The organism is Actinomadura hibisca NBRC 15177 (genome assembly GCF_001552635.1).
Classification (GTDB): domain Bacteria; phylum Actinomycetota; class Actinomycetes; order Streptosporangiales; family Streptosporangiaceae; genus Spirillospora; species Spirillospora hibisca.
Window position 1 is genome coordinate 134,854 of the sequence record NZ_BCRO01000027.1, and the last position, 17,150, is coordinate 152,003.

At 71.0% G+C, this 17,150-nt stretch carries 14 protein-coding genes and 1 riboswitch; of the genes, 11 read left to right on the plus strand and 3 right to left on the minus strand.

Features of this window, described 5'->3' with window-relative positions; genetic code table 11:
• Positions 1-130 precede the first annotated feature (130 nt).
• Genes AH6_RS14120 through AH6_RS14140 form a run of 5 tightly spaced genes read left to right on the plus strand, consistent with a single transcriptional unit; the run spans position 131 to position 5,598 of the window.
• Positions 131-1,645 carry a CoA-acylating methylmalonate-semialdehyde dehydrogenase gene (locus AH6_RS14120; RefSeq protein WP_067479409.1) on the plus strand — a complete coding sequence of 505 codons (1,515 nt, stop codon included), beginning with the start codon at positions 131-133 and terminating at the stop codon, positions 1,643-1,645.
• On the plus strand, positions 1,642-2,808 hold the full coding sequence (locus AH6_RS14125) for an acyl-CoA dehydrogenase family protein (RefSeq protein ID WP_067479415.1): 1,167 nt from the start codon (positions 1,642-1,644) through the stop codon (positions 2,806-2,808). Before AH6_RS14120 ends, AH6_RS14125 begins: the two co-directional genes overlap by 4 nt.
• Complete coding sequence (locus AH6_RS14130) at positions 2,805-3,881, plus strand: enoyl-CoA hydratase/isomerase family protein (RefSeq protein ID WP_067479417.1); 1,077 nt, start codon at positions 2,805-2,807, stop codon at positions 3,879-3,881. Before AH6_RS14125 ends, AH6_RS14130 begins: the two co-directional genes overlap by 4 nt.
• Positions 3,878-4,825, plus strand: a complete 948-nt coding sequence (gene mmsB / locus AH6_RS14135) for a 3-hydroxyisobutyrate dehydrogenase (RefSeq protein ID WP_067479419.1) — start codon at positions 3,878-3,880, stop codon at positions 4,823-4,825. The genes AH6_RS14130 and mmsB overlap by 4 nt, the downstream gene beginning before the upstream one ends.
• Positions 4,822-5,598, plus strand: coding sequence for an enoyl-CoA hydratase (locus tag AH6_RS14140; protein ID WP_067479421.1), 777 nt, complete (start codon positions 4,822-4,824; stop codon positions 5,596-5,598). The genes mmsB and AH6_RS14140 overlap by 4 nt, the downstream gene beginning before the upstream one ends.
• Before the next feature lie 289 nt (positions 5,599-5,887).
• Here the strand turns inward: AH6_RS14140 and AH6_RS14145 are convergent, their stop codons facing one another.
• The 3 genes from AH6_RS14145 to metE all read right to left on the minus strand — a co-directional run bounded on the left by AH6_RS14145 (position 5,888) and on the right by metE (position 11,288).
• The gene (locus AH6_RS14145) at positions 5,888-7,987 is read right to left on the minus strand and encodes a ribonucleoside-diphosphate reductase subunit alpha (protein WP_245679304.1); all 2,100 of its coding nucleotides are present in this window, start codon (positions 7,985-7,987) and stop codon (positions 5,888-5,890) included.
• A gap of 312 nt (positions 7,988-8,299) precedes the next feature.
• Positions 8,300-8,968 carry a MerR family transcriptional regulator gene (locus AH6_RS47075; protein ID WP_083982789.1) on the minus strand — a complete coding sequence of 223 codons (669 nt, stop codon included), beginning with the start codon at positions 8,966-8,968 and terminating at the stop codon, positions 8,300-8,302.
• 103 nt (positions 8,969-9,071) lie between these two features.
• Positions 9,072-11,288, minus strand: a complete 2,217-nt coding sequence (metE, locus tag AH6_RS14150; RefSeq protein WP_067479423.1) for a 5-methyltetrahydropteroyltriglutamate--homocysteine S-methyltransferase — start codon at positions 11,286-11,288, stop codon at positions 9,072-9,074.
• A 116-nt stretch (positions 11,289-11,404) separates the two neighbouring features.
• A riboswitch (cobalamin riboswitch) is annotated at positions 11,405-11,629 on the minus strand.
• A 183-nt stretch (positions 11,630-11,812) separates the two neighbouring features.
• On the opposite strand from metE, the gene AH6_RS14155 reads away from it, so the two are divergent.
• From AH6_RS14155 to AH6_RS14180, 6 genes are read left to right on the plus strand one after another with little or no spacing between them, the layout of a single operon-like run.
• Positions 11,813-12,565 (plus strand): enoyl-CoA hydratase/isomerase family protein, encoded by a 753-nt coding sequence (locus AH6_RS14155; RefSeq protein ID WP_067479425.1) that lies wholly within the window; start codon positions 11,813-11,815, stop codon positions 12,563-12,565.
• On the plus strand, positions 12,562-14,049 hold the full coding sequence (locus AH6_RS14160; protein ID WP_067479427.1) for an AMP-binding protein: 1,488 nt from the start codon (positions 12,562-12,564) through the stop codon (positions 14,047-14,049). Before AH6_RS14155 ends, AH6_RS14160 begins: the two co-directional genes overlap by 4 nt.
• Positions 14,046-14,468, plus strand: coding sequence for an acyl-CoA thioesterase (locus AH6_RS14165; protein ID WP_067479429.1), 423 nt, complete (start codon positions 14,046-14,048; stop codon positions 14,466-14,468). Before AH6_RS14160 ends, AH6_RS14165 begins: the two co-directional genes overlap by 4 nt.
• Positions 14,468-16,048 (plus strand): amidohydrolase, encoded by a 1,581-nt coding sequence (locus tag AH6_RS14170; protein WP_067479431.1) that lies wholly within the window; start codon positions 14,468-14,470, stop codon positions 16,046-16,048. Before AH6_RS14165 ends, AH6_RS14170 begins: the two co-directional genes overlap by 1 nt.
• On the plus strand, positions 16,049-16,495 hold the full coding sequence (locus AH6_RS14175; protein WP_067479433.1) for a GNAT family N-acetyltransferase: 447 nt from the start codon (positions 16,049-16,051) through the stop codon (positions 16,493-16,495). It begins immediately after the preceding gene.
• Complete coding sequence (locus tag AH6_RS14180) at positions 16,492-17,148, plus strand: TetR/AcrR family transcriptional regulator (RefSeq protein WP_067479435.1); 657 nt, start codon at positions 16,492-16,494, stop codon at positions 17,146-17,148. Before AH6_RS14175 ends, AH6_RS14180 begins: the two co-directional genes overlap by 4 nt.
• Positions 17,149-17,150 lie beyond the last annotated feature (2 nt).

Here is a 17,150-nt window from a genome sequence, read left to right on the forward strand (position 1 = left end):
CAGGTCTGTCCGGGCGCGTTCCGAAACGCGTGATCCGCTGACCTGATCAATGCTGGAAACGGCTGTGCATTTCTTGTGCCGCCGCATTCCGTCATGCCCTGATAGGGCTTTTATTTCGGAGACAGAGGTCATGAGAGTTCGAGAAGTCACCCATTTCATCGGCGGCCGGAACGTCCCAGGAATGTCCGGGCGGTTCGGGGATGTCCACGACCCCTCCACCGGCGCTGTCCAGGCGCGGGTGCCGTTGGCAGGCCGCGCCGAGACCGAGGCCGCGATCTCCGACGCCGTCCGCGCCCAGCAGAAGTGGGCCGAGCGAAGCCCGCAGAGCCGCGCCCGTGTCCTGTCCCGCTTCCTCCAGCTCATGGAGGCAGAACGCGAACCATTGGCGCGGCTGCTGTCGGCCGAGCACGGCAAGACCGTCGCCGACGCTCACGGGGACCTGCAACGCGGCCTGGAGGTCGTGGAGTTCGCCATCGGCATCCCGCACCTGCTCAAGGGAGAGTTCTCCGACAGCGTCGCGTCCGGGGTCGACGTGCACTCGATGCGCGCCCCGCTCGGTGTGATCGCCGGGATCACGCCCTTCAACTTCCCCGCCATGATCCCGCTGTGGCAGGCCGCCCCCGCGATCGCCTGCGGCAACGCCTTCGTGCTCAAACCGTCCGAGCGCGATCCGTCGGTGCCCGTTCGGCTGGCCGAGCTGCTCCTGGCGGCGGGACTGCCGCCAGGTGTGTTCAACGTCGTGCACGGCGACCGGGAGACCGTCGAGACGATCCTGGACGACCCGCGCGTCCAGGCGGTCGGCTTCGTCGGCTCCACCGACGTCGCCGAGCGGGTGTACGCGCGCGCCACCGCGGGCGGCAAGCGGGCCCAGTGCTTCGGCGGGGCCAAGAACCACCTGGTCGTCATGCCCGACGCCGACCTCGACCAGGCCGCCGACGCCCTGGTCGGCGCGGGCTACGGCTCGGCCGGAGAACGCTGCATGGCCGTGTCGGTCGCCGTGCCGGTCGGCGACGACACCGCCGACGCCCTGGTGGCCAAGCTCGCCGAACGCATCGGGAAGCTGACCGTGGGCGCCGGAGACGACCCCGACGTCGACTTCGGTCCGCTGGTGTCGGCCGACGCGGTCAGCCGGGTCCGCGACTACCTCGACCTGGGCGTCGCCGAGGGTGCGGACCTGGTCGTGGACGGACGGGACCTGACGGTGCCCGGCCGTCCGGACGGCTTCTTCCTGGGGGCGTGCCTGTTCGACCGGGTCACCCCCGACATGCGGATCTACCGTGAAGAGATCTTCGGGCCCGTGCTGTCGGTGGTGCGGGCCCCCGACTACGCCACGGCGCTGCGGCTGCCCGGCGAGCACGAGTACGGCAACGGTGTGTCGATCTTCACGCGGGACGGGGCGACCGCCCGCGACTTCGCCCGCCGCGTCGTCACCGGCATGGTCGGGGTCAACGTGCCCATCCCCGTGCCCGCCGCCCACCACACCTTCGGCGGCTGGAAGCGCTCGGCGTTCGGCGACCTGGGCCAGTACGGCACCGACTCGATCCGGTTCTGCACCCGGACCAAGACCGTCACCTCGCGCTGGCCGGCCCCAGCCGCTCGCGGGGTGGGGGAGGGCGCGTCGTTCACGATGCCGGTGCACCGGTGACCGCCGGCACGGCCGTCGGCGCACCGGCCCTCACCGACGAACAACAGGCCCTGGCCCAGGCGGCACGCGACTTCGCCCGCGAACGGCTCGCCCCGCACGCCGTCGCCTGGGACCAGGCCAAGCACTTCCCCCTGGACACGTTGCGTGAGGCCGCCGCGATGGGCTTGGGCGGCGTCTACGTGGCCGAGGAGGCAGGCGGCTCCGGACTGTCACGGCTGGACGGCGTGCTGGTGTTCGAGGCGCTGGCCACCGGCTGCCCGTCCGTCGCCGCCTATCTGTCCATCCACAACATGGTCGCCTGGATGGTCGACCGCTTCGGCGACGGCGCCCAGCGCGCCCGTTGGCTGCCCGGATTGTGCACGATGGCCGACCCGGCCTCCTACTGCCTGACCGAACCGTCGGCGGGCTCGGACGCCGCCGCGTTGCTGACCCGCGCTGTGCGCGACGGCGACGACTACCTCGTGACCGGCGTCAAACAGTTCATCTCCGGGGCCGGCGCCGCCGGACTGTACCTGGTCATGGCCCGCACCGGAGCGGACGGGCCGGGCGGGATCTCGGCGTTCATCGTGGAGCGCTCCGATCCCGGACTGTCCTTCGGCGCCGAGGAGACGAAGATGGGCTGGAACGCCCAGCCCACACGGCAGGTGCTGCTGGACGGGGTCCGGCTGCCCGCCGACCGCCGCATCGGCGCCGAGGGCGACGGGTTCCGCGTCGCGATGCACGGTCTGAACGGCGGACGCCTCGGCATCGCGGCCTGCTCGCTGGGCGGAGCGCAGGCGGCGCTGGAGGCCGCCACCGCCTACCTGGCCGACCGCACGGCATTCGGCCACCGGTTGCTGGACGCCCAAGCCCTGCAGTTCCGGCTGGCGGACATGGCCATCGAACTGGAGGCCGCCCGCTCCCTGGTGTGGCGGGCCGCCGCGGCGCTGGACGCGGGCGACCCGCGAGCCCCGCAGATGTGCGCGATGGCCAAGCGGTTCGCCACCGACACCGGGCACAGCGTCGCCGACCGTGCGCTCCAGTTGCACGGCGGCTACGGCTACCTCACCGAGTACGGCATCGAGAAGATCGTCCGCGACCTGCGGGTGCACCGCATCCTGGAAGGGACCAACGAGATCATGAACGTGATCGTCGCACGCGAGCTGATGGGGACGGTCCGATGACGGCCCCCGCCGCCTTCGAGACCGAAGCACCGGTGCTGCTGCGCGTCCAGGGGACGCTGGGCCGCATCACACTGAACCGGCCGCGCGCGCTCAACGCCCTCACCCACCAGATGTGCCGGCAGATCCACGCCTCGCTGCGGGAGTGGGCCGCCGACGACACGGTGCAGGCGGTGCTCATCGACGGCGCGGGCCAGCGAGGACTGTGCGCCGGCGGCGACATCCGCGCCATCTACGAGGACGCCAAGTCCGGCGGCGACGCCAGCGCCGCGTTCTGGCGCGACGAATACCTGCTCAACTCCTTCATCGCGCGCTACCCCAAGCCCTACGTCGCGCTCATGGACGGGGTCGTGATGGGCGGCGGCGTGGGCGTCTCGGCGCACGGCGGCGTCCGGATCGTCACCGAGCGGTCGGCGGTCGCGATGCCCGAGACCGGCATCGGCTTCGTCCCCGACGTCGGCGGTACCCACCTGCTGGCCTCCGCCCCCGGCGAACTGGGCACGCACCTGGCGCTCACCGGGACGCGCATGACGGCCCGGGACGCACTGCTGTGCGGGTTCGCCGACCACTTCGTCCCCTCCGGCCGGCTGCCCGCCCTCGTCGCCGACCTCGCCGCCGGGACCGGCGTCGGCGACGCCGTCGCCCGCCACGCCGGATCTGTGCCCGAAGGCGAGCTGGCGGCCCACCGCTCCTGGATCGACGCCGCCTACGCCGCCCCCACGGTTGAGGAGATCCTGGAGCGGCTGCGCGCGGGCGACGAGGCCGCGGCCAAGGCGGCGGCCCTGATCGGGGAACGGTCGCCGACCGCCCTCAAGGTGACCCTGCGCGCGCTGCGGCGGGCCCGCGGGCTCGGCACGCTGGAGGCGGTCCTGGACCAGGAATACCGCGTGTCGCTGGCAGCCCTCACCTCGCCGGACCTGGTCGAGGGCATCCGCGCCCAGATCGTCGACAAGGACCACGCACCGCGCTGGACGCCGCCGACGCTCGCCGAGGTGACCGACGAGGCGGTGGAGCGCTTCTTCGCCCCGCTCGGCGACCGCGAACTGGGCCTGGCAACAGCGGGAGGCCGACGATGACCACCGTCGCCGTTGTCGGACTGGGCAACATGGGCGGCCCGATGGCCACCGCCCTGGTCCGCGCCGGACACACCGTCCACGGCTTCGACCTCGCCCCGGAGGCGTGCCAGGAGGCCACCGAAGCGGGAGTGCGCGTCACCGGCACGCTCGCCGAGGCCGTGGCACGCGCCGAAGCCGTCATCACCATGCTCCCCGCCGGGCGGCACGTGCTGGACTGCTACCGGGGAGATAGCGGCGTCCTGGTCACAGCCGCCCCCGGCACCCTGCTCATCGACTGCTCCACCATCGACGTCGCCGACGCCCGCGCCGTGCACCGGGCCGCTGGTGAAGCGGGCTTCACCAGCCTGGACGCCCCGGTCTCCGGCGGGGTCGCCGGAGCCCGCGCCGCAGCGCTCACCTTCATGGCCGGCGGCTCCCCCGACGCCTTCGCCCGCGCCGAGCCGCTACTGGCGGCGATGGGACACCGGATCGTGCACTGCGGACCTGAGGGCGCTGGCCAGACCGCCAAGATCTGCAACAACATGATCCTGGGCGCCTCCATGATCGCAGTCAGCGAGGCGTTCGTGCTCGGCGAGCGCCTCGGGCTGAGCCACCAGGCGCTGTTCGACGTCGCCTCGGCCGCCTCCGGACGGTGCTGGGCGCTCACCGGCAACTGCCCGGTCCCCGGCCCGGTCCCTGGCAGCCCCGCCAACAACGACTACCGCCCTGGTTTCGCCACCGCGCTCATGGCCAAGGACCTGCGGATAGCCGCCAACGCCCTGGCCGACACCGGCGTGAACGGAACGCTGGGCGCGCACGCGGCCGCCCTCTACGCCGCCCTCGCCGAAGGACCGAACGCCGAGCGGGACTTCTCCAGCATCGTCGAGGACGTCCGGAAACGGTCCCGCCCCCACCCACCCGCCGGACCCGGCTCCCTGTCCCGCACCACGAAGGAGACGACGTGAGCGACTACCAGACCATCAAGACCGAACGGCACGGCCGGGTGGCGGTCATCACCCTGGACCGGCCCAAGGCCCTGAACGCCCTGAACCTGCAGCTGATGGAGGAGCTGATCGACGCCGCCACCGCGTTCGACCTCGACCCCGGCACCGGCTGCGTCGTCATCACCGGCTCCGACCGCGCCTTCGCAGCCGGAGCCGACATCAGGGAGATGCAGCCCCAGCAATACCCCGACGTGTACCTGGCTGACTGGTTCGGCGCCTGGGACCGGCTGGGCGACCTGCGCACCCCCACCCTGGCGGCCGTCGCCGGACACGCGCTGGGCGGCGGCTGCGAGCTGGCGATGCTGTGCGACGTGCTTGTCGCCGCCGACACCGCGCGCTTCGGCCAGCCCGAGATCAAACTCGGGGTCATCCCCGGCATCGGCGGCTCCCAGCGCCTCACCCGCGCCGTCGGCAAGGCCAAGGCGATGGACCTGTGCCTGACCGGCCGAACCATGGACGCCACCGAGGCCGAGCGCGCCGGACTGGTGTCGCGCGTCGTGCCCGCGGCCGATCTGCGCACCATCGCGCTGGACACCGCCGCGGCCATCGCCGCGATGCCGGGCCCGGCGGCCATGATGGTCAAGGAGGCCGTCAACCGGGCCTTCGAGACCACCCTCGCCGAAGGCGTCCGCTTCGAGCGACGCCTGTTCCACGCCACCTTCGCCACCGCCGACCAGAAGGAAGGCATGGCGGCCTTCCTGGACAAGCGCGAGCCGAACTTCCAACGCGGCTGAGCCTGGACCTCCTCGGCGGACGCCCCTGCAACCGCCGAGGAGGTCCAGAACGGTGGACGGTGAATTCCGTTCACCCGAGCCTGCGGCGACGAGGCAACCGAAACGGACCGCGCGGCTTGGGGGCATCCCTGACCCGCCTGACTGGAGAACGAACGGTTTCGCTGAGCCGCGAGGAGACGGTGAGCTCGCGTGCCCCGCTCTATAACTTGACGGCTATCGGTGTCTCTGTCACAAGAGCACGGTAACCGGCGCATCCGATGGTCTCGGTGACGTGAATCGGTGAGTGGGGCTATTCGGGAACTGTGGTCTGCATGATGCGGGTGGCGGGGCGTGACCGCAGGTAGTAGGTGGTCTTGAGTCCGGACCGCCAGGCGTAGGCGTACATCGAGGAAAGCCTGCCGATGGTCGGGGTGGTCATGTAGAGGCTGAGGGCCTGGGACTGGTCGACGAAGGGGGCGCGGGCGGCGGCCAGGTCGATCAGCGCCTTCTGCGGGATCTCCCATGCGGTGCGGTAGAGCGCCTTCAGATCTTCGTCGAAGCCGGACAGGTCCTGGACGGAGCCGTCGGCGCGCTTGATCGCCTCGCGCGTGGCGGCGTTCCACAACCCCATGCGCTTGAGGTCGGCGACCAGGTAGTTGTTGATCTGGAGGAACTCGCCCGACAACGTCTCGCGTTTGAACAGGTTGGACACCTGCGGCTCGGTGCTCGCATAGCAGCCTGCGATGGAGGCGATCGTGGCGGTCGGCGCGATGGCGACGAGCAGGGAGTTGCGCAGGCCGCTCCGGGCGATGCGAGCGCGCAGGACGTCCCAGTGGGGGCCGGTGCCCTGCCCGAAGTGGTCGGGATGCAACTCTCCGCGCGCGGTGCGGGTTCGCCCGTAGGCCGGGTGCGGACCGTGCTCGGCGGCCAGGTCGGCGGACGCCCCGTACGCCGCGAGCGCGATCTCCTCGGCGATGCGCGTGGACAGCGCCTTGGCCTCGGCCGAGTCGAACGGCAGCCGCAGCTTGAAGAACACGTCGGCCAGGCCCATCACGCCCAGCCCGACCGGCCGCCAGTCGCGGTTGGTCTGCTCGGCCTCCGGGGTGGGGTGGAGAGCCCGGTCGATGGTGCGGTCCAGGAAACGGACGGCCATGGCGACCGTCCGGCGCAGCCGGGCGAAGTCGACGCCCTCGGCGGTGACGTGCTGGGCCAGGTTGACCGAACCGAGCTGGCACGCCGCCGTTCCCCGCTCTCCCGTCGTCTGGACGATCTCGGTGCACAGGTTCGCGAGCCGGACGACGTTGCCGGGCTCGGCGGTCTGGTTGCAGGCGCGGTTGGCGGCGTCCTTGAACGTCATCCAGCCGTTGCCGGTCTCCGCCAAAGTGCGCATCATCCGGCCGAACAGGCGGCGCGCCGAGATCTGGCGGACGTAGCGTCCCTCGGCCTCGGCCTTGCGGTAGGCGGCGTCGAAGTCGTCGCCCCACAGGTCCACCAGCTCGGGGACCTCCTTGGGGTCGAACAGCGACCAGTCGGCGTCGGCCTCGACGCGGCGCATGAACTCGTCGGGCACCCAGTTGGCGAGGTTCAGGTTGTGCGCGCGCCGCGCCTCCTCGCCGGTGTTGTCGCGCAGCTCCAGGAACTCCTCGACGTCGGCGTGCCACGGCTCCAGGTACACGCACGCCGCGCCCTTGCGCCGCCCGCCCTGGTCGACCGCGGTGATCGTCGAGTCCAGCACCCGCAGCCACGGCACGATGCCCTGGGAGTGGCCGTCGATGCCCGCCACCCTGGAGCCGCGCGACCGGATGCGGCTCCACGAGACGCCGATGCCCCCGGCGTACTTGCTGAAGCGCGCGACCTGCGCGTACCGCTCGTAGATCGACTCCAGCTCGTCCTCCGGCGAGTTCAACACAAAGCACGACGACAGCTGGGCGTGTCGGGTGCCGGAGTTGAGCAGCGTCGACGAGGACGGCAGGTACTCCAGCCGGGCCATCAGTCCGTAGAGATGTTCGGCGTCCTCGACGGTGTCGGACAGGCCGACCGCGACGCGCAGCAGGAAGTACTGCGGGCGCTCCACCACGCGGCGGGTGCTGGGGTGGCGCAGCAGGTACCGGTCGTAGACGGTGCGCAGCCCGAAGTACTCGAACCGGCCGTCAGCGGTCTCATCGATCAGAGCGTTCAGGGTGTCGGCGTGCTCGGCGACGAACGCGGCGGTTCCGTCGCTCAGTAGGCGTTCCCGGTGGGCGAGTGCGGTCGAGTCGGCGAACGAGCGCACGCCCTGGTCGGCGGTTTCGTCCCGGATCATCTCCGCCAGCAGGACGGCGGCCCGTTGCCCTGTGCCGGGATCCGTGGCGATCCTTACGGCCGCCTCGTGGATGGCCAGCTCCCGATCGGTCGTCGTCGTGACGGTCAACGGACTCTCCCTTGGAAAGGCATTCCAGGCGCGCAGACCGCCGCGACCGCCCGTCGGCCGGATCTTCCCTGCGCTTCACGGAACATGAGCGCACATCAGTGCGAGATGGCCTTGTTGTCCATCAGTTCCCTTGCAAGATGCTCCACCCTTGATGGATCGGCACCGGGCAGGCGTTATGGCCGTCGTCCCCGCATGCTGAACCCAGCACCTACGAGTGTGTCGCAAGCTGCGACTGATGTGAGCGGTCTTGCGTAATGTGAAAGACGAGACGGCGCAGTGTGGCCTGAGCGGCATCGACGACAGGTCGTTCTGTTACGCACGAGGCGCCTGTGGCCGATTCGTTCCCAGAACGGCTCTTGCCGCCTCACCTGTGGGGAAGCCCTGACTGATCAGCTTCTGCATGTGAGCGAGTCGCCGGAGGTCCGTCCAGGTGTACCGGCGGTGGCCACCGTCGGTGCGATGGCTCGCCCCCAGGTCGTATCTCCGGTCCCAGGTCCGCAGAGTCGATTCGGGGATCCCCAGGCAGTCAGTCGCTCCCTGGATGCTGAGTGTGAGGCTGGGTTCTGAGATATCTGAGGCCACTTGGACCTCCGTTGCCGCCCCGTCTCTCCGCTTTGCTCTTCTCGACCGTTGAGAGCGGTTCTTCGAACGTGCCTCGGCATGCGCCTTGGGTGGGGGAACGGTCGTGCGGCCGGGTTCGAGGGTGCCGGCTTCACGCGTGAGGAGAACGAACAGGGCGCATCGCAGGCAGGCTTCGGTTGTAGCGGTGTGGCCGCAGTCGGGTGAGGCGTTGATGAGCATTCGCAGGTCGGTCAGCAATGATCGCGCCGTGGCCAGGTCGTGTTTGAGGGCGCGCACGCGGTTGGCCTGTGCCCCGTACTGCCGGGCGATGCCTTCGAGTCGTTCGAGGTCCTTCTCCGGCAACGCCACTCTCGGTTCCCCGTTGACGACGACCGTCGGGTGTGGTCGGGGTTTGCTCATCCCTGCCGTCCCTTCACGGGGTCTGCGCCGAAATCCGCCCGGTTGTGCCTGGTGGACCAACCCTGGGCCGTCCCCGCCGGGCGGGCGAGGACGGCCACCGTGGTCAGGGGGTGGCGCGGACGTTCTGGGCGGCGGTGACCAGGTTGGACAGGGCCGCCTTCGTCTCGGGGTAGCCGCGGGTCTTCAGGCCGCAGTCGGGGTTGACCCAGAGCCGGTCGGCGGGCACGACCTTCAAGGCGCGGCGCAGGTTGGCCTCCATCTCCTCGACGGTGGGGACGCGCGGGGAGTGGATGTCGTAGACGCCGGGGCCGATGCCGTTGGCGTACCCGGCGTCGTGCAGGTCGGTGACCAGCTCCATGTGGGAGCGGGCGGCCTCGACGCTGGTGACGTCGGCGTCCAGCGCGCCGATCGCCCCGATGATCTCGCCGAACTCCGAGTAGCACATGTGCGTGTGGATCTGGGTGGTGTCGGCGACGCCCGAGGTGGCGAGCCGGAACGCGCCGACCGCCCACGCCAGGTAGGCGTCGTGGTCGGCGCGGCGCGGCGGCAGCAGCTCGCGCAGCGCGGGCTCGTCCACCTGGATGATCCCGATCCCGGCGGCCTCCAGGTCGGCGATCTCCTCGCGGAGCGCGAGCGCGACCTGGTGCGCCGTCCGGGGCAGGGGCTGGTCGTCGCGGACGAAGGACCAGGCCAGCATCGTGACCGGGCCCGTCAGCATGCCCTTGACCGGCTTGCCGGTGAGGGACTGGGCGTAGGTCGTCCATTCGACGGTCATGGGCGCGGGCCGCGTCACGTCGCCGTGCAGGATCGGCGGGCGCACGCAGCGGGTGCCGTAGGACTGCACCCAGCCGTGCTCGGTGGCGGCGTACCCGTCGAGCTGCTCGGCGAAGTACTGGACCATGTCGTTGCGCTCGGGCTCGCCGTGCACCAGGACGTCCAGGGCCAGCTCCTCCTGCAGCCGGATCACGTGGGCGATCTCGGCGCGCATCGCCGCGGCATAGCCGGCGTCGTCGATCCGGCCCGCCTTGTGGTCGGCGCGGGCCTTGCGGATCTCCGCCGTCTGCGGGAACGACCCGATCGTGGTCGTCGCCAGGTCCGGCAGGCCGAGCTTGGCCCGCTGCGCGGCGAACCGGACGGCGCGGTCGGTGCGACGGCTGTCGTCTCCGCGCCAGAGCGCGTCCTCCGTGCCGCCGGCGGCAGACTGCGCCGCCTCCGGGGTCCCGGCGGCCAGTTCCGCGTCGAGGGCTACGAGCTCGGCGACCTTCTGGCGCGCGAACGCCAGGCGCTCGCGCACCCGCGGGTCCAGCGAGGTCTCGGAGTCCAGGTCCACCGGCACGTGCAGCAGCGAGCAGGAGGTGCTCAGCTCCACCCGCGCGGCCGTGCCGAGCAGCGTCGCGTACGCCTGCCCGGCCCGCGCCCGGTCGGCCTTCCACACGTTCCGACCGTCGATCACTCCGGCGACCAGGGTCTTGCCCGCCAGCTCCGGGACGCCGGCCGCCACGTCGGCGTTGCCGGGCCCGGTGACCAGGTCCAGCGAGATCGCCTCGATGCCGGTGCCGGCCAGCCCCGTCAGCGCCTCGGCCGAGACGGTGCCGAAGTAGGTGGCCAGCAGGATCTCCGGCCGCCGCGAGAGCGCGCCCAGCCGCCGGTAGGCGGCCGAGAGCGCGCCGATCTCCTCGTCGTCGAGATCACCGGTGACGACGGGCTCGTCGAGCTGTACCCACCCGGTGCCGGCCTCGGCCAGCCGTCCCAGCAGTTCGGCGTAGACGTCGACGAGCCGGTCCAGCAGGTCGAGCGGCCGGAACCCGTCGGGCGCGTCCGGGGCGGCCTTGGCGAGCAGGAGGTAGGTGAACGGCCCGACCAGCACCGGCCGGGTCTCGATCCCCAGGCCCTTGGCCTCCAGGTACTCCGCGATGGGCTTGGCGCCGTCCACCAGGCCGAACCGGGTGTCGGGCCCCAGTTCGGGCACGATGTAGTGGTAGTTGGTGTCGAACCACTTGGTCATCTCCAGCGCGGGCAGGTCCTGCACGCCGCGGGCCATCGCGAAGTACCGGTCGAGGCCCTCCAGGTGCCGGTACCGGTCGGACACCGCGTCGACCAGAACGGTCGTGTCGAGGACCTGGTCGTACAGGGAGAAGGTGTTCGACGGGATCGTGCCGAGCCCGGCGTCGCGCAGCCCGGTCCAGACCTCCGCGCGCAGCCGCGCCGCGATCTCGTCGAGAGCGGCGGCGTCGGTGCGGCCCGCCCAGTAGTCCTCGGTGGCGAACTTCAGCTCGCGCCGGGCCCCGATCCGCGGGTAGCCCAGAATCGTCGTCGTCATGGCAGCTTTCCCTCGCCTTGCCATCAGCGGCCGGGCAGGAGGAAAGCGGGCACGACGGCAGCGGGGCCGGCCACCCGTCCTGGCCCTCCCACGAGGCCGCGGACCACCGCGCACCGGTCGGCGCGCGGGCGGAGGCAGGTCTTCGGACTCGCGGGCACCGCGCCTGGTCGGGCGCGTCCTACTGGCCGTCGCTTCCCAGGCCCCGGCGGGCCCAGTGCTCGGTGACGGCGGTCGTTCCCACATACCGCTGCGGGGCAGTCCCGGATTCCCACCGGGTTCCCTCTTACGACGCTCTGCATCTGGAAAGGACGCAGGGCGAACCGTCCGCGTCAGGAGTGTAACCCCTTGCCCTGCGGGGCCTGAAGCTGACGGGGACGGCTGGGATGAGAGTTTCCCGATTGTGCGTGCCTTCGTTTCCTGCTCCCCCGAACCAGGCCATTGACGGCGAATGCGGGACACCCGTAACGTCCCGATCGATCGATCGATCGATCGGAACTCAGGTCTCGGAGCCGCGAGGAGGTTCGATGACGGACGTGGTCGAGTTCGCCGTCGAGGATGGCATCGCACGGATCCATCTCGATCGTCCCCATCGGCTCAACGCGGTGGTGCCCGAGCTCGTGGAAGGACTCATCCAGGCGTTGGTCCGGGCGCGGGCCGAAGGTGTGCGGGTCGCGGTGCTGGCCGGACGCGGAAGGTCGTTCTGCTCGGGGCATGACCTGAAGGCCGAGACCCCGGTCCTGAACGCGTCGGAGAGCCGGAGCCGCCTGGAGCGCATCCAGGAGGTGACTCGGGAGATCCGGCGCGCCCCGTTCCCCGTGATCGCGGCGGTGCACGGGTACGCCTTGGGGGCGGGGTGCGAGTTCGCGCTGGGTTGCGATCTGGTGGTGGCCGCCGAGAACGCCCGGTTCGGGTTCCCCGAGGCCGGGATCGGGCTCAGTGTGACGGGTGGGATCTCGCGGTTGCTGACCGCCGCCGTCGGCCCGCTCAAGGCCAAGGAGCTGATCCTGCTCGGCGAACACTTCGACGCCGAGCGAGCCGCCTCGATGGGCCTGATCGCCCGGGTGGTCCCGGACGGCGAGCACGAGCGCGTCGCGTTGAAGCTGGCCGCCGACCTGGCCGCCAAGCCGCCCTATGCTCTCGCCCTGGCCAAGCACGCCGTCGATCGGGGAGTGGACGGCACCGTCGAGGACGCCTTCGCCCGCGAGGTCGCCGACGCCGAACTCACCGAGCATTCCGGCGAGGCGGACCGGGCCGTGCGGGAGTGGCGCGACCGATGACGACCACGGATGTGGCCGCGCTGGTGCGGCGGGCCGCCGAGCGCTGGCCGGACCGGATGGCGTGGACCTTCGATCAGACCGGGGACTCGCTCACGTTCGGGCAGATCGCCGACCGCAGCGCCGCGACGGCCCGAACGCTGGCGGGACTGGGTGTGCATCGGGGAGACCGGGTGGCGGTGATGCTGCCCAACGTGCCGGACTTCCCGTTGTTGTGGTTGGCACTGGCCCGCCTCGGCGCCGTCTTGGTCCCGCTCAACCTCAACTACCGCTCGCACGACGCGGGCCATGTGCTGGCCGATTCGGGGGCCGGGCTGCTGGTCACCACCCGCGCGTACAACGATCTGGCCGACAGGCTCGGCGTCAGGGTGAACTATCTGGAGGACCGGGCTCCTGAGGCGGAAGTGCTGCTGGACCGGAGCCACCCCGAAGACCTGCTCAACATCCAGTACACCTCCGGCACTACCGGCCTGCCCAAGGGCTGCCTGCTGCCGCATCGCTACTGGACGGCCCTGGCCGACAGCATGGTGAGCGACTTCCCCCACTTGGGCGAGAGCGACGTCATGCTCACCTGCCAGCCGTTCTCCTACGTCGACCCGCAGTGGAACGTCCTGGCCGCGCTGCGCTCCGGCGCTCATCTGGTGGTGTTGGACCGTTTCCATCCCGCCGGGTTCTGGGCGAAGATCCGTCAGTACGGCGTGACCTACTTCTACTGTCTGGGCCTGATGCCGACCCTGCTGCTGCGGATGCCGCCCGACCCCCGCGACCGCGACCACGCGGTGCGTGCCGTCCAGTGCTCAGCGATCCCCGTGACGATCCACCGGGATCTGGAGGAACGCTGGGGTGTGCCCTGGTACGAGGCGTTCGGCATGACCGAGACCGGAGCCGACCTGCGCGTCGGTCCGGGCGACCACGACGAAACCGTCGGGACCGGCTGCATCGGGCGCCCGCTGGCGCACCGTGACGTACGCATCGTCGACGAGGCCGGCGACTTGGTCGAGCGCGGCACCGTCGGCGAGATCGTCCTGCGCGGGATCGGCCTCATGGACGGCTACCTCGATCATGCGGAGGCGACCGCGCGGGCGTTCCGCAACGGCTGGTTCCACACCGGTGACCTGGGCCGGATGGACGAGCAGGGGCGCGTCTACCACACGGGGCGGCTGAAGGACATGATCCGGCGCAGCGGCGAGAACATCTCGGCCGCCGAGGTCGAGGAGGTCCTGCTGGGACATCCCGCCGTCCGTGCCGCGGCGCTGGTGCCGGTGCCGGACGAGCTGCGCGGTGAGGAGGCCAAGGCGTATGCCGCCACGGACGGAACGGTTTCGGCCGCCGAGCTGGCCGCCTACTGCGCCGAGCGGCTGGCCTACTTCAAGGTCCCCCGCTACTGGGAGTTGCGGGACGAGCTGCCGATGACGGCCTCGGAGCGCGTGGCCAAGGGCCGACTGCCACGTCACACCGCCGGAGCCTACGACCGGGCGGCGCGATGAGCGCGGGCAAGGCCCATTTCGCCTGGGACAGCCCCGTCTTCTTCGACGAGATGGACCCCAACGGCATGCTGCACAACAGCCGCTTCGCCGTCCACGTCGAACGCGCCCTGTCGGCCTGGAACGAGGCCGAGGGCATGGGCTGGCGGCAGTTGGAGGACCGGCACGAGGACCTGCGGTACGCCGTGCGCGCCTTCGAGATCGAGTTCCACGCCCCGATCGTCGCGCCGGGGCCGATGCGGGTCGAGTTGTGGCTCGACAGGATCGGCGCCACCAGCGCCGCACACCGCTTCCGCTGCGCCGACCCGGCCGGGGCACCGGTGTACGCGACCGGACGCCGCACCATCGTCAAGGTCGGCGACTCAGGCGCCGAACCGTGGAGTCCGTGGTTCCGCGCCCTGGCGGAAAGGCACCTCACCTGATGCGCATCGACACCATCCTGACGAACCTGACCGCCGTCACCGTCGACCCCGTCCGCCCGTCGGCCAGCCGCATCGGCGTCCACCACGGCCGGATCGTGGCCCTGGACGCCGACCTGGACGGCGTCTCCGCCGCCGAGACCGTCGACCTGGGCGGGGCGACCGTCGTGCCCGGCTTCGACGACGCCCACAACCACATGATCATGTTCGGCTTGTCGCTGACCGAACTGGACCTGTCCACCCCGCCGGTCCACACCCTGGACCAGGTCTACGACGCGGTCGCCGAACGTGCCCGCAGCCAGGCACCCGGCACCTGGATCATCGGCTCGGGCTACGACCAGAACAAGCTCGGCGGACATCCCCGCCGCGTGCGTCTGGACGCTGTGGCTCCGGACCACCGGGTCTGGCTCCGGCACACCTCCGCCCACATGTCAGTGGTGAACGGACGGCTGCTGCGCGAGATCGGAGACCAGATACCGGCGGGCGGGAAGGTCGACCCCGGCAGCGGCCTGGTGGAGGAGACAGCCCAGCGACTCGTCCGCGACCTGCGCTTTCCGTTGCCGCGCGAGCAGCTTGTCCAGGCCATCGCCGCCGCGAGCCGGTGCTACCGCGCCGAAGGCGTCACCTCCTGCACCGAGGCCGGCGTCGGGTTGGGCTGGATCGGCCATTCGCCGACCGAGGGCGCCGTCTACCAGGACGCCCTCGACTCCGGTGCCCTTGACGTGCGCGTACGCCTGATGGTCACCGGCGACACGGTCCACCCCCTTTCCGGCGTGCCAGGAGCGATGGGACTCGACCTGGGACTGCGGACAGGGTTCGGGGACGACCGGTTGCGCCTGGGCGCGGTGAAGGTCTTCGCCGACGGCTCGCTCATCGGACGGACCGCCGCCCTGCACGACGACTTCACCGACCAGCCCGGCAATCGCGGCTACTTCCAGCAACCCGCCGAGGAACTGCGCGAACGCATCGTCGCCGTGCACGCGGCGGGCTGGCAGGTGGCCGCGCACGCCATCGGCGACCGCGCCATCGATCTGGTCCTGGACGCCTTCGCCGAGGCACAGACCCGCTTTCCCCGCGCCGACCCGAGGCACCGGATCGAACATTGCGGCGTGACCCGCCCCGACCAGATCGCCCGGCTCGCCGGGCTGGACGTGATCCCGGTGCCCCAGCACACCTTCGTCGACCAGGTCGGCGACGGCATGCGCACCGCGCTCGGCGAAGACCGCGTCCCCTGGTGCTACCGGCACCGCTCCTTCCTGGACGCCGGACTCACCGTCCCGGCCAGCTCCGATCGGCCCGTCGTGCACGGCGCCCCGCTCTTGGGCATCCAGGCCATGGTCGACCGCCGGACCGCAAGCGGCGCACCGTTCGCCCCGCACGAGGCGGTCACACCGCTGGAGGCACTGCACGCCTACACCCTCGGCTCGGCCTACGCCGCGTTCGAGGAGGATCGCAAGGGCAGCATCACCCCCGGCAAGCTCGCCGACCTGACCGTGCTGTCCGCCGACCCCACCGCCACCGGGGACATCGCCGGCATCGAGGTGCTGGCCACCATGGTCGGCGGACGGCTCCAGGAGAACTGAATGCCCGTACGACCCGCCGAACCCGCCGACTTCGACGAGATCTGCGTGCTCCTGCTGGACCACGCCGCCCACGAAGGCGCCGCCGACAGGATGCGACTGCGGCTGCGGGAGACCTACGACGCCCTGTTCGGCGACGCTCCGGTCGTCCGGGGACACATCGCCGTGCCGCCCGACGCCCACGGAACGGTCGCCGGGATCGCGCTGTGGTACCCGACGTTCTCCTCCTGGGAGACCCGCTCCGGCATCTGGCTGGAGGATCTGTACATCAAGCCCGAGTACCGAAGGTACGGTCTGGGCCGCGAACTGCTGGCCACCCTGCGGGAGCTGACCGAAGGCCGCCTCGAATGGGACGTCGCGCACGGCAACGACGGCGCCGAACGCTTCTACCGCAGCCTCGGCGCCGAACCTGTCGGCGGTTGGACCCGCTACCGCTGGAGCAGCCGGTGAGCCGGGCTTCGTCGACCGACGAACGGGTCCGTGCCGCCGCCGTCGCCCTGTTCGCGGCCAAGGGCTTCCACGGGACCGGCATCCGTGAACTGGCCGACGCCGCCGGGCTCTCGTCCGCGACGCTCTACCACTACATGGGCACCAAGGAAGATCTTCTCGTCGAGCTCATGCGGACGAGCCTGGACCGGCTGGTCCGCGCGGCTCGGCAGATCGTGGACGAAGCGCCGTCTCCGGTGGCCGCACTGAACGGCCTGGTGCAGACCCACGTCGTGACCCACGCGCTACGGCAGGCGGAAACGCTCGTGGTCGACACCGAACTGCGCTCCCTGTCGCCTGAACACCGAAGCCCGATCGTCGCGCAGCGCGACGAATACGAGCACCTCTGGCGTTCGGTCCTCGAAGAAGGCCGGGTTTCCGGTGCCTTCCACCTGACCAACCCCTCGGTGGCCAGGCTCGCGTTGCTGCAGATGTGCAGCGGTGTCTCCAACTGGTACTCCTCTCAAGGGGCGTACGGGCTCACCCAGATCGCGCAGGAGCACGCACGGATGAGCCTGACGATGCTCGGCGCCGAACCAGGACTCGACCTGCCGACCACCGACCACTACATCCGCCTGGTCGCCGGCATCTGGGGGCATCAGTCAGGGCTCGACTGAAA